The 12,444-nt window shown below is 54.0% G+C and carries 13 protein-coding genes; 6 read left to right on the top strand and 7 right to left on the bottom strand.

Annotated features, from left to right (window positions below):
* Nucleotides 1-18: 18 nt before the first annotated feature.
* On the bottom strand, nucleotides 19-477 hold the full coding sequence (locus tag L1047_RS07500) for a (2Fe-2S) ferredoxin domain-containing protein (RefSeq protein ID WP_443081685.1): 459 nt from the start codon (nucleotides 475-477) through the stop codon (nucleotides 19-21).
* A 62-nt stretch (nucleotides 478-539) separates the two neighbouring features.
* Between L1047_RS07500 and L1047_RS07495 the strand changes: the two genes are divergently transcribed.
* The 3 genes from L1047_RS07495 to atpC all read left to right on the top strand — a co-directional run bounded on the left by L1047_RS07495 (nucleotide 540) and on the right by atpC (nucleotide 2,415).
* Complete coding sequence (locus tag L1047_RS07495) at nucleotides 540-1,136, top strand: 2'-5' RNA ligase family protein (RefSeq protein WP_235278267.1); 597 nt, start codon at nucleotides 540-542, stop codon at nucleotides 1,134-1,136.
* A gap of 42 nt (nucleotides 1,137-1,178) precedes the next feature.
* Nucleotides 1,179-1,811: a dihydrofolate reductase family protein gene (locus L1047_RS07490; RefSeq protein ID WP_235278266.1), complete on the top strand. Its 633-nt coding sequence runs from the start codon at nucleotides 1,179-1,181 to the stop codon at nucleotides 1,809-1,811.
* Between the two features lie 196 nt (nucleotides 1,812-2,007).
* A complete protein-coding gene (gene atpC / locus L1047_RS07485) occupies nucleotides 2,008-2,415 on the top strand; it encodes an ATP synthase F1 subunit epsilon (RefSeq protein WP_235278265.1) in 408 nt (135 codons plus the stop codon).
* A gap of 658 nt (nucleotides 2,416-3,073) precedes the next feature.
* Here the strand turns inward: atpC and L1047_RS07480 are convergent.
* From L1047_RS07480 to pstS, 6 genes are all read right to left on the bottom strand, one after another.
* Complete coding sequence (locus tag L1047_RS07480; RefSeq protein WP_235278264.1) at nucleotides 3,074-3,499, bottom strand: tetratricopeptide repeat protein; 426 nt, start codon at nucleotides 3,497-3,499, stop codon at nucleotides 3,074-3,076.
* A gap of 43 nt (nucleotides 3,500-3,542) precedes the next feature.
* Nucleotides 3,543-4,370 carry a TlyA family RNA methyltransferase gene (locus L1047_RS07475; protein ID WP_235278263.1) on the bottom strand — a complete coding sequence of 276 codons (828 nt, stop codon included), beginning with the start codon at nucleotides 4,368-4,370 and terminating at the stop codon, nucleotides 3,543-3,545.
* 75 nt (nucleotides 4,371-4,445) lie between these two features.
* Nucleotides 4,446-5,210, bottom strand: coding sequence for a phosphate ABC transporter ATP-binding protein PstB (gene pstB / locus L1047_RS07470; RefSeq protein ID WP_235278889.1), 765 nt, complete (start codon nucleotides 5,208-5,210; stop codon nucleotides 4,446-4,448).
* Between the two features lie 125 nt (nucleotides 5,211-5,335).
* Entirely contained in the window at nucleotides 5,336-6,226 is an 891-nt protein-coding gene (gene pstA, locus L1047_RS07465; protein WP_235278262.1) for a phosphate ABC transporter permease PstA, read from the bottom strand.
* Between the two features lie 8 nt (nucleotides 6,227-6,234).
* A complete protein-coding gene (pstC, locus tag L1047_RS07460) occupies nucleotides 6,235-7,203 on the bottom strand; it encodes a phosphate ABC transporter permease subunit PstC (protein ID WP_235278261.1) in 969 nt (322 codons plus the stop codon).
* Between the two features lie 77 nt (nucleotides 7,204-7,280).
* Nucleotides 7,281-8,354 (bottom strand): phosphate ABC transporter substrate-binding protein PstS, encoded by a 1,074-nt coding sequence (pstS, locus tag L1047_RS07455; protein ID WP_235278260.1) that lies wholly within the window; start codon nucleotides 8,352-8,354, stop codon nucleotides 7,281-7,283.
* A gap of 629 nt (nucleotides 8,355-8,983) precedes the next feature.
* Between pstS and rplI the strand changes: the two genes are divergently transcribed.
* The 3 genes from rplI (at nucleotide 8,984) to L1047_RS07440 (ending at nucleotide 12,437) form a co-directional block, all read left to right on the top strand.
* On the top strand, nucleotides 8,984-9,448 hold the full coding sequence (rplI, locus tag L1047_RS07450) for a 50S ribosomal protein L9 (RefSeq protein ID WP_235278259.1): 465 nt from the start codon (nucleotides 8,984-8,986) through the stop codon (nucleotides 9,446-9,448).
* 193 nt (nucleotides 9,449-9,641) lie between these two features.
* Entirely contained in the window at nucleotides 9,642-11,450 is a 1,809-nt protein-coding gene (gene dnaB, locus L1047_RS07445; protein WP_443081684.1) for a replicative DNA helicase, read from the top strand.
* A gap of 90 nt (nucleotides 11,451-11,540) precedes the next feature.
* The gene (locus L1047_RS07440) at nucleotides 11,541-12,437 is read left to right on the top strand and encodes a universal stress protein (RefSeq protein ID WP_235278258.1); all 897 of its coding nucleotides are present in this window, start codon (nucleotides 11,541-11,543) and stop codon (nucleotides 12,435-12,437) included.
* Nucleotides 12,438-12,444: the final 7 nt, after the last annotated feature.

The following is a 12,444-nucleotide window of genomic DNA, read 5'->3' as shown; positions in this document are numbered from 1 at the left end:
AAGTGACTCGCATTCGCCCTAGTGTGCCCTCGGCAGCAGGGGCTGTAGGGTGTCTTGGGCCACCAAATAGTCCTTAACTGGGATCCCACCTAGCACGTGCTCCTGCAAAATCCGCTCGATCACCTCAGGGGTGGCAGAGTGATACCAAAATCCACCGGGATAAATCAGTAATACGGGGCCAGGAACGCCATAGTCACATCCACGCAGACAATTGGCCTTGGTACGGTATATCCGTGGGGATCCCGCCACCTCAGACTCTAGGTTCAAAGTTTTGATCCGCTGCTTTAGATAATCCCAGGCTGCCAGACCGAGAGCTTTTTCACAACATTTGGGTTTGGTTTGGTCAGCACAGAGAAATATATGCCATTGATAAGGAGGGATAGGGGTTTGACGGAGGGATCCCATTTCAGAAGGGGTTTCCTGGCTGGGGACAGAATCCAATGCTCGCGCCAGCGGCGACTTCTCGCAACGTGTCATAGAGGATCCCTACGTTCAAGCTACGGTTGCATTATCCTCTGCTTCTGATGGGTTTTCTTCTGATGGGTTCTGATGTCGGCTGCCAAACAGCGTTCGCGCCAGCGGCGACTTGTCGCCTGTTTCTGGCGTTGCTCCCTCCCCCGGCCCTGCAGGAGCAGGTGAGAGCTCTTCAACAGGAGTTTGTGGTTCGCTTTGCCAGTCGCGCTGCCCTTCGTTCTCCGCCTCACATCACCCTGGTGCCGCCTTTCGAGTGGCCCGGATCCGAATGGTCTGCTTTGATCGGATCCCTGCAGATCTTTGCCGCAGGCCAAGACTCCATTGCGATAGAGCTGTCCGGTTTTGGCGCTTTTGCCCCCCGTGTCATCTACATCCATGTTGATCCTTCTGAAAAATTGCAGCAGCTCCAATCGGGAGTCCAGGCTCACCTGCTGCCCCTGTTGAATCCAAAAAATCCTTCGACTCGCCCACGTCCTTTTGTCCCGCACATGACCGTGGCTTTTCGAGATTTGACCCCACACCAGTTTCGCGCTGCTTGGCCGGAGTTCCAATCTCGGCAGTTTCAGGCTTCTTTTTGGGCTGCAGACCTGACGCTCCTGCAACACGATGGTCGGCAGTGGCAAGTCACGGAACAATTTTCCTTGGTGTCCGGTTCTGGATAACCTCTGGTTAGGCACCATCAATCAAAACACGCAAAGGAAATCATGAGCAAAATATTCGTCAACATTGCCCTCAGCCTCGATGGTCACATGGCCCCGGAAGGCATGACCCTTGAGAACTGGGATCGGCCAGAGCGGTGGGCCGACAAATGGGGCGCGCTGATGTCCTGGGCGCTTGATCAGCAATACCTGCGTGAGAAGCTGAAATTCGGCACCGGTGGCGAGACGGGTCCCGTCAACGATATGATTCGCCACACCTTCGAGCGCACCGGTGCCCACATTATGGGCAAACGTATGTTTCAGGGAGGTGAGCGGGGCTGGCCTGAGGAGGCACCGTTCCACACGCCTGTGTTCGTGCTAACGCACGAGAAGCGCGAGCCATGGCCACGACACGGCGGGACGACCTTCTATTTCATCAATGACGGAGCCGAGCGAGCGCTGGCACCGGCCGCTTCGCGCGCCGGTGCCAAGGACATCCGTATCTCGGGGGGTGCGGATGTGATCCAGCAGTACCTGAATTTGGGCGTCGTGGACGAGCTCGAGATTGCTCTGGCACCTGTGCTCTTTGGGGGTGGTCGGCGGTTGTTCGAGAATCTGGGTGAGCCCTTGCAGCATTTTCGCATCAACCGAGTTCTCGATACCCCTGCGGCTACGCACTTGCGATACGTGCGTCAGTAGATGGTGGCCTAACATAGACCCTGAGGGAGACGGAGTCATTGCAGCTAACCGTCCGCTGCAACTGGGTCGATAACAGTCGATAACATCTGAATAGTAGGTGTAGAGAACACTTGCCTGGGAATTGGGGATCCCATCAAACTAGGGATCCCCGTAATCCGGTAGGATCAAAGACGTTAAGCTTCCAGGAGAACCTGCCGTGACGCTGACGGTTCGTGTGATCACCCCTGACCGCACCGTTTGGGATGCCCCTAGCGAGGAGGTGATCCTCCCTGCCACCTCGGGTCAATTAGGCATACTGACCGGGCACGCCCCCCTTTTAACCGCCATCGGCAATGGAGTGATGCGGGTTAGGGCCGGGGGCAAATGGTCTGCTATCGCGGTGATGGGTGGCTTTGCAGAAGTGGAGAATAACGAAGTCACCATCCTGGTGAACCGAGCTGAAATGGGTGACAAAGTGGATAAAGCCGCTGCCCAGGCAATCTTGAGCGAGGCCAGCAAAGTCTTGAATACCAGCAGCGACAAGCAGGAACGCTTGCAAGCCAAGTTGGATCAGCAACGGGCCACCGCCTTGATCCAAGCCGCTGAAATGGGCAACAAGAGCTGAAGCTCAACCTAAGCGCCTTGGCGGAGGGATCCCTAAACTGACTCAAAAGAAAAGAAGAGGAGCTAAACACTAGCTCCTCTGTTGGCCACTTATTAAAGGTATTTATCGAGGTCTTAAAAACAGATTTGACCGCAGAATACTACAGAATACTGATGAAGTCTGGCACAGAGCTGAACTGTGGGATAACAAGTCTCATCCTGCTTCGAATCGGAGTGCTTCAGGATCCACATAATAGCAGCGGGCATTGTCAACACAAATCAACGCCCAGCCATTCTGGTCAGCATCGACCAAAGTGTACTCAGACTGAGGGACGAAATGACCCTGGTGATTCCGGGTTTCGCCCTTGAGCCAAACGGTTTGACGGTTCATCTTAAAGTTCCTCCAATCTGGGGTCAAAAAAGGTGAGACTCAAAATAGGAACGGCAATGCAACACAAAAAATGCGACGGCCATTAAACATCTCGCATCCTCTCAGAACCCAACAAATCGAGGTCGAGAAGCGATGAAATCTAATCCCTAACTGTGATTTGATCCCATCTTGCGATTAGGTAAGTGAAGTCTAGCACCGACCTCATGAGTATCTTGTTAAGAGTTATAGGTTGTCGTTACGACCCCTAGCTTTTCCCAAAGTCTTGTTACAAGACGGTAGTCAGGACTGCTTAATCTTCTTCAAAAAGCCAGGTGGAGATCTTGCTCAAGTGGGGCCAAGTGGGGCGGCGATTCTCCCCTTCTGCCAAATTGGACTTAATGCCATCGATCTGCTCGGGATCCCGTACCAAGATTTGTTTAATAGTGTCTACCTGTTGGCGCACCCCTGTTTTTTTCAGCTCTAGCATGGCTAGGGTCAAATTCACGCGGGGCTGGGCATCCACCGGATCTAGCTTGACGGCGGTTTGCGAGGCTTTCAAGGCTTTTTCTGCCTGTCCTTCTAGAAGGTACAACCACGACAAACACGTCCAGGCGGCAGCAGCTTTCGGGGATCCCTTGCAGATTGACTCGAAGGAGGGAATCAACGACCTAGCCGCCTCCCCAGACTCGTAGCGTCGAATACATTGCTGAAATAATTCTTCAATTTCTTGACTCATATCCCCAGATTACGCACAATAACGTATTGACAAGATTAATGAGTTATGCAGTCAATTGTGTTTTTGCCTGCTCGCTCATCTGTTGTAGCGCACTTCGGCCGGGCAAGGGGATCCCGTCTCGTTCTGCTAACCAAAGCCAATATTCGATGTTCCCGGCGGGCCCAGTAATCGGGGACCAAGTATATCCCTGCAGATGCCAACCTTGAGCCAATGCCGCCTCGATTACCGCCTCGATCACCTGGGCATGAATGGCGGGATCCCGTACCACCCCTTTTTTGCCTACTTGTTCCCGACCCGCCTCAAATTGGGGCTTCACCAACAACAGCGCCTCACGGGGAGAGCGCAACAGATTCCACACGGGATCCAGCACCTTGACCAAGGAGATAAAGGATAGATCCACCACCGCTAGATCCGGCCAATTTTCGCTGGGCAACTCCCTCCCGTACAGATCTGCTGGCTGCAGATGGCGAAGATTGACCCGCTCTTTTAGGATCACCCGTGCATCGGTACGCAAAGACCAGGCCAACTGTCCATAGCCCACATCCACCCCGTACACTTGTTTGGCCCCCCGTTGCAGCAGGCAATCCGTAAAGCCGCCGGTGGAAATGCCCGCATCCAGGCAAATGCGACCCTGCACTTGCACCGGAAAGGTTTCCAGCGCCCCCCGTAGTTTCTCTCCTCCCCGCGAGACAAAAGCAGGCTTGGCCTGGATCTGCACCGTCGGCTCTCCGTTCACCCAAGCGCCGGTTTTCTCGGCCCGCAGCCCATTCAAAAACACTTCCCCAGCCAAAATGGAACGCTGCGCCTGCTGCCGGGACGCAAAGTATCCCCGCTCGACTAGCCAGCTATCCAAGCGCACCCGATCCGCCATCTTGCCTCAGCCGCACCACCCACGGGAGCCTTGGGAAACCCCACGCGCTTCATGGTAACCAACCCAGCCAATAGGCTAGCCGAACCGTCCGCTCACATATTCTTCCGTTTCTCGATGGGCCGGGGCATTGAAAATCTTCTCGGTGCGGTTAAACTCCACCAGCCGCCCATAGCGGATCCCGTCATCATCGATCTCGGTGTTGTAGAAAGCCGTGAAGTCAGATACCCGCGCCGCCTGCTGCATGTTGTGGGTAACGATGATGATCGTGTAGCGACGGCCCAACTCCTTGAGCAGCTCCTCGATGCGCAGAGTGGAGATTGGATCCAAGGAAGCGCATGGCTCGTCCATCAGGATCACCTCCGGTTGAATGGCCAGGGTACGGGCAATACAAAGACGCTGTTGTTGACCGCCAGACAGAGATAGCCCACTGAGTTTGAGCTTGTCCTTCACCTCATCCCAAAGGGCAGCTTGACGGAGGGTACGCTCCACCAGCTCATCCAGATCCCCCTGATAGCCATTAATGCGAGGCCCGAAGGCGATGTTGTCGTAGATGGACTTAGGGAAGGGGTTGGGTTTCTGAAACACCAAACCAATCCGCCGCCGCACTTCAGAAGGATCCACCTCCGGGTCATAGATGTTTTGTTGGTGGAAAATCACGGATCCCTCCACTTTCGCCGAAGGGATCAAATCATTCATGCGGTTAAAACAACGTAGAAGCGTACTTTTGCCACAGCCGGAAGGGCCAATAAATGCCGTGATCTGGTTTTTGGGGATCTTGAGGGAGACTTGGCGCACCGCCAAATGGGATCCGTAATAGACACTCACCTCCTTCGTCTCCATTTCAACCGCCAAACGGGCCGGCTTTTTCTGAGAATCTGAGGTATCGGAAGAAGGAGAACGCATAATCAGTACCGAGAAGGAAAGCTACAAAACACAAACGCAACAACCTCTGAACAGGATCCCACCTAGATAGAGATGTTCTCTTCCCTCCGACTGATCAGCAGGCGGAAGGTAACCGTGGTGATCAACACCAAAACCACCAAAGCCAAGGCCCCTCCCCAGGCAATCTTTTGTTGGTTCTCGAAGGGCACAATGGCAAAGTTGTAGATCAGCACCGCCAAAGAGGCCACCGGCTTCAGCAAGCCACTGGGCCACAAAAAGCTAAACAGGGCCGTAAAAATGAGTGGTGCCGTTTCTCCAGCGGCTCGGGAAATGGCCAGAGTCACCCCCGTCAAAATCACCGGCAGCGCCGCCGGCAGGATCACGCGAAACACCGTCTGCACCTTCGAAGCCCCCAGGGCATAGGCAGCATCCCGCACCTCCTGAGGCACCAAGCGCAGGGCTTCTTCGCAGGAGAGAATAATAATCGGCAGCGTCAACACCGACAGAGCTACCCCCCCCGATAGGGCGGAGAAGGTTTTGGTAGTTAGCACCAGCACACCATAGGCAAACACCCCGGCGATGATGGAAGGTACCCCCGTCAACACCTTGATGATGAAGCGCAAAGCAGAGGCAGTGGGGCTGTTTCGGCCAAATTCTGAGAGGTAAATGGCGGCGAGCAACCCAATTGGAAAGGTGATCAAAATCGCAATAGAAACGACAATGATTGTTCCCAGCACAGCATTGGCGAATCCCCCCACTTGATCTCCCGGCGGCGGCGGCAACTGAGTCAAGCCCTGCCAGTTAAAGCGCTCAATCCCGTTGATGAACACGTAGTAGAGGATTAACCCCAAGACAAAGATGGCAAAAACGCTGGAAATGCCGGTAAGGGCAGTCATGCCCCAGTCAAACACCACCCGCCGAGAACGAGTCTTACGCTTAAACAGATCGGGTTTACCCACCACTTGAGTTGCCATATATTCCCTCATTCCTGAGAAGCCGTCAGAGCAAGCTTGACGCGGCGCACCAACCATTCGGAAATGATATTCACCACCAGCGTCACCAGCAACAAAACCAACGCAGCATACATCAAAGCAGCAATTTGTTGATCGCCAGCCTCACCAAACTCATTCGCTAGTAGAGCCGGGATATTACTGGCCGGAGCGAGAATAGAAATGTTGATGCTACGGGAGTTACCGATCAGCATCGCCACCGCCATTGTTTCCCCCATGGCTCGGCCCAAACCCAGTACCACTGCCCCCAACATGCCCCCAATCGCCGCTGGCAAAATCACCATGAAAATCGCCTCCCAACGGGTTGCTCCCATGGAATAGGCCGCTGCCCGCAACTCCGGAGGAACTGACATCAGCACTTCCCGCGCAATCGCAGTGATGATTGGGATAATCATAATCCCCAACACAACACCTGCCGTGAGCATGCCAGGGCCAACCGGGGGCGTACTGAAAATTGGGATCCAGTTGAACCGCTCAAACAACACCATTTGAATGGGGCGGAAGAAGGGGATGAACACAAATAGGCCCCAGATTCCGAAGACCACACTGGGAATGGCTGCCAACAACTCCACCACAATAATCAAGGCAAGACGTAGGGGCTTGGGTAGGAAATCCTCACTTAGAAAAATGGAAATACCAAAACTAAAGGGGATCCCGACAATCAGGGCAATCAGCGAGCTTACCAAAGTGCCATAGATCTGCGGCCAAGCACCATAGTTGTCCTCTACCGGATCCCAGGTGACATTCCAAAGAAACCCAAGGCCAAACTTCCCAATTGCGGGTAGGGCTTGGCGGGTGATCTCCACAGCAATCCACAACAGCAACAACGCGGAGAAGAAAACCGCAATGCGAGTTGCCCAAACAAAGATCCGATCCCGTCGGCGCTGGAAAACTGCTCTAGGTCGGAAAACCGGACTGACATCAGAAGAAGTGATAGTCATAACCTAAGGGATCCCTGAAAAAGCCCATAGAACATGCACCCGCCTGAAGATGTAAACACCCCTATTCTGAAGCAGGCTTAGGGCGTTATTGTCTCAACAGCCGCCAACGACTTCTTCAGCACCTCTGCCGGCAAAGGCACATAGCCTAGTGGCTCGGCAAAAGCCTGACCTTCAGAAAGGGCATAGCGCAAAAATGCTTTCATAGCTTGGGAGGTTTGTGCATTGGCATAGACTTTGTAAGCCAAAATCCAGGTGTAGCCCACAATCGGATAAGACTCCTCTCCAATTGGATCCGGATCAACCCCTAGCAAACGCTCATTCAATTGAATCTGAGAGAGTCCCGCTTGTTCCGATGTAACTGTCGGGGTGACAAACTTCCCAGAGCGGTTTTCCAATCGGGCCAAATTCAAGTTATTCAGCTTAGCGAAGCCAAATTCCACATAGCCAATTGCACCCGGAATCTGCTTGATTTGCTCAGAAACTCCCTCATTGCCCCGTGCTCCTACGCCGGTGGGCCAATTTACAGAAGAGCCACGTCCCACCCGCTCCCGCCATTCGGTGCTGATGGCGTTGAGGTGACTGGTAAAAATATCGGTGGTGCCACTGCCGTCAGAACGGTGCACGACGGTGATCGGCAAGTTAGGGAAATTCACACGCGGGTTCAAAGCCGCAATCAAAGGATCATTCCAGCGACTTAGCTTACCCAAAAAGATATCCGCCAATACCTTCCGCGAAAGGCGAATTTCTGAACCGACACCGGGAATGTTGTAGGCTGCCACCAATGCTCCTGCCACCATGGGAATAGAAACCATACCCTTAGGGGGTTGTGCCTCACCCTCAACTTGAGCAATTTCCTCGGGGCGGGGTACGCTATCGCTAGCACCAAAGTCTACCGTGCGGGCGACAAACTGCCGCCGACCTGCACCACTTCCCACCGACTGATAATTCACTTGAATGTTGGGATTTTGCTTGCCAAACTCCTGTGCCCAAGTTTGGTAAATCGGAGCCGGGAAAGTTGCTCCAGCACCGTTTAAGTTGGTAACCTGTTGGGCAAATGCCTGACGCCAATTAGACTGACCAGCAACAAAGCCAGCAGCAGTTGCAGATAGAGACTTTAAAAAGAAACGGCGACTCAGGGAGCGTGTCAGCATTATGGAAACCTCCGACAAGTAAAGCTCAAACCTCTGTCTAGCCCACAAATGATAAGCAACACGGACTAATGACCAGACCAGGAGTGGTAGCAAGACTCAGATGAAGTCTCCTACAACAATCCTGATAACTTGAGTTTGTATAACCCAAAAACCCAGCGCCAATCGAGAAAGTCTCAAGGCCCAGAGCCATCATTAGCCAGCTTGAAAACTCCTAAAGACTCAAGCTTTATTGGCTTAATTTTTAAGCATGCCATTAATGTAACGTAAAGTGGACAATCTTTGGTTAAGAAGAGGTTAATTTCAGGTTATAATTGAGAGTATACGCCAGATGTTGCAGGTGTTTTAGGGATCCCTTTCGGCACAGTCCCGTCTACTTTTTGCTAGAGATAATTTTAGCAACATATAACTTCCGTGTTTTTAACTAGGGAAAAGACTTTGTTTGGGTCTGTCCTAAGTTGGAGAGTCTTGAGATGCACTGAGCTCTACATCTATTAGTGGAGATTGAATCCGAATAGGGATCCTTTACGCCATGAGGTGGGGCGGGCAACTCGTTCGGGCAGCTTAGGCTGACGAGACCCCCGCTGGGCATTTAGAATAGAAGGCTGTTGAGAAAATAAGTGTCTCCCCCCATGTCGAAACGTGATATGCAGGTTATCCTGCGCCAGCCCATCCCCGGGTTGGGCAAGCCTGGAGAGCTGGTGAACGTCAAACCCGGCTATGCTCGCAACTATCTTTTCCCCCGGCAGATGGCAGTACGGGTGACCCCTGGTCTGTTGAAAGAGCACCAAATGCGCTTGGAGCAAGAGGCGGCCCGTAAACTGGCGGAAAAGCAACAGGCGGAAAGTTACAAAACCGCTCTGGAGACCATTGGTCGCTTCGTGATTCGCCAAAAAGTGGGGGAAAACGATCTGCTGTTTGGGCAGGTGACCAGCAGCGATATTGCCGAAGTGGTGTTGGCCACCAGCGGCCTGGATATTGATCGCCGCAACATCTCTTTGCCAGAAGAGATTAAGAAAACCGGGGTTTATCCCGTACAGGTGAAGCTCCACCCAGAAGTGACCGCTACCCTGCGCATTCAAGTCACCCCCGATTGAGCGGATTTGACCCAAGCGATGCCTGAACTCGAATAGATTCTCGAGTAGATCGAAGAAGCTAGGTTACAGGGGATCCCTGGGCTGCAGGTGGGTACGGTTTCCGTCTGAGTGAACAAGTGGGTATGCTCAGCCTAGAACCCTGACATGAGGTTGAAAGGCTTGGCTGACGTGCTAGTGTACCGGCCATTGAGCCGTGGCTGGGTTCTTTTGTCTATCCTGGCTTGCGGTGATCAGCGATTACGACCTGACCGGAGGGGATCGGCTTCCTCCCCAGAATGTCGAGGCCGAGGAGGAGATCCTGGGTGGCATCCTCCTGGATCCGGATGCGCTGGTACGGGTCTCGGAGCTGCTGCGCCCGGAAATGTTCTATACTTCCGCCCACCAGGAAATTTATCGAGCTGCCCTACAGCTGCACAGTCAGGGGCAACCTACGGATTTGATGACCGTCTCCGCTTGGTTGGCGGATCACCATTTATTGGAGCGAGTGGGCGGTACTGGGGCAATCCGTCGTCTACTGGAGCAAACCGTCAGCAGCATCAACATCGACCAGTACGCCCGCTTGGTGCTGGACAAATACATGCGCCGCCAGTTGATCCAGGTGAGCAATACCCTGGCCCGTTTGGCCTACGACACCAGCCAGCCCCTGCCCCAGGTGATGGATCAAGCTGAGCAGCAGGTGTTTGGCCTTACCCAAGAGCGAGTGCAGCGCAGCCTTATCCCCGCTTCCGAGGTTTTGGTCAATATCTTCTCGGATCTAGAAGAGAAGTTTCAGAGTGGGGCTCAGATCCCAGGGATCCCGACCAAATTCATCGACTTGGACAACCTGACCCAGGGTTTACAACGGTCTGATCTGTTGATTTTAGCAGGGCGTCCTTCCATGGGAAAGACCAGCTTGGCCCTCAACGTTGCCCAAAATGTGGCTGCTTATTCCAAGCAGCCGGTTGCCGTCTTCAGTTTAGAGATGTCTCGGGAGCAACTGGTGCAGCGTCTTTTGGCCAGCGAAGCCCGCATCGATAGCAGCCGCCTGCGGTCTGGGCGCATTAGCGAAAACGAGTGGCAACGATTGGGACAGGCGATCGGCTTTTTGTCGCAATTGCCCCTTTTCATCGACGACACCCCCGATTGTACTGTCACGGAAATTCGATCCAAGGCGCGGCGTTTGCAAGCGGAGCAGGGAGGAACCTTGGGGATGGTGTTGATCGACTATTTGCAACTGATGCAGGGATCCGCCTCCGACAACCGAGTGCAGGAGCTATCGCGCATTACCCGTGGGCTAAAGGCCCTGGCCAAAGAGCTGATGGTGCCGGTGGTGGTGCTTTCGCAACTGAGTCGGGCGGTGGAATCTCGCTCCGACAAACGTCCGCAACTGGCGGATCTGCGGGAATCCGGCTGCTTGGCTGGGGAGACTGAAGTGCTGGATGTGGATCGGGGCAAAGTGTGGCGACTGGAGCAACTGGCCTCTGTCGCCCAGCCAGAGGCGCTACCTCGTCTGCTCAGCTTGAATAGCCGTGGTCGCCTTGTGCCCCAAAAGCCCGTCAAAGTGTTTTGCAGCGGCGAGCAACGCACCTGTGCCCTGAAAACCCGTCTCAATCTTTCCATTCAGGCGACTGGGAACCACCCATTTTTCACGCAGCAGGGCTGGAAGGTGCTGGATGATCTGCAATTGGAGGAAGAAGTGGCGGTGGTGCTGCAGGAGGAGCTGGTGTGGGATCCGGTGGTCTCGATTAGCGAACTAGGGGATCCACAGCCGGTTTACGACATTGAAATGCCCCGCCATCACAACTTTGTCGCCAATGGTCTGCTGGTTCACAACAGTATTGAACAAGATGCGGATCTGGTGATGATGCTCTACCGACCGGAATACTACGACCCCAACACCAGCGATCGCGGCATTGCGGAAGTGATCATCGCCAAACACCGCAATGGCCCTACCGGCACCGTGCGGCTGCTGTTTGAAAATCAGTACACCCAATTTCGCAACCTAGCAGATCCCAATCGTTGAATCCGCAGATCCTCACCGCCAGAGCCTCTCCCTAAGGTGTTAGCCTAGCCATATGCAGCAGCGGCGACTTGTCGCCAGCCAACCCTTCGTATGTTCAAGAACCTGTTAATTGCCACCGATCGCCAAGATGGTTTGCAGCGCTTTGGCAAGTGCCTGAAAGACTTGCACAGCGGTGGCATTGAGCGCATTGCCTTTGTTCACAGCATCATCTGGCAAGATGACAGCATTGGCATCCCTGAAGATATCACCCCTGAAATACAGGCTCAGCAGGCGGAGTTGCGGGAGCTGTTGAGCGATATTCCGGCGGGGTTGGAAGTTAAGACATGGGTGCAGGTGAGCAAGCCCGTAGATCTGATCCTGAAAGGGATCCAGCAATATGGCTCTGATCTGCTGATTACCGGCATGGATACCCACAACTTACTGGCCGAAAAATTGTTCGGCAGCACCACCATCGGCCTGTTGCCGAAGCTGAAGATCCCGGTGATGGTAATGCGCCCACAGCTGATCGCCACCTTTACCCTAGAGGAATTGCGCCTGCGTAGCCGCCACCTGTTTCGCTGTATCTTGGTGCCCTTCGACTTTGAAGAACCACGCCAACAATTGTTGACTCATCTCAGTCGCCTGTTGTCCGGTACCCCGCAGTGCCAGACTGTGACCTTGCTCTATGTCATCGATCCCAGCGCCCGCCGTAACCAGGGATCCGACCTAGAGGTGCTCAAACGCAAAGCCGAGGCGGATCTGAACCAGGTGATCGAACCGCTGATCAAGCAGGTTGATCCGGTGCAGCTACGCATTTTGGTGCGGGTTGGATCCCCCCTGAAAGAGATCCTGGCCACTGCTGCCGACGAGGATATGACCGCCATTGCCACTGCCTCTCCCAATGTGGGGGGCTTTTGGGAATGGTCGGTGCGCAGCTTGACTGGCGAAATTCTGCGGCGTAGCTGGCATCCGGTGTTGTTTTTCCCTCGCGGGGCTTTGGCAAAATAGGTGGTGC

This window comes from Synechococcus sp. Nb3U1, assembly GCF_021533835.1.
Taxonomy (GTDB): domain Bacteria; phylum Cyanobacteriota; class Cyanobacteriia; order Thermostichales; family Thermostichaceae; genus Thermostichus.
This window is presented reverse-complemented; position numbering and strand designations above follow the sequence as displayed.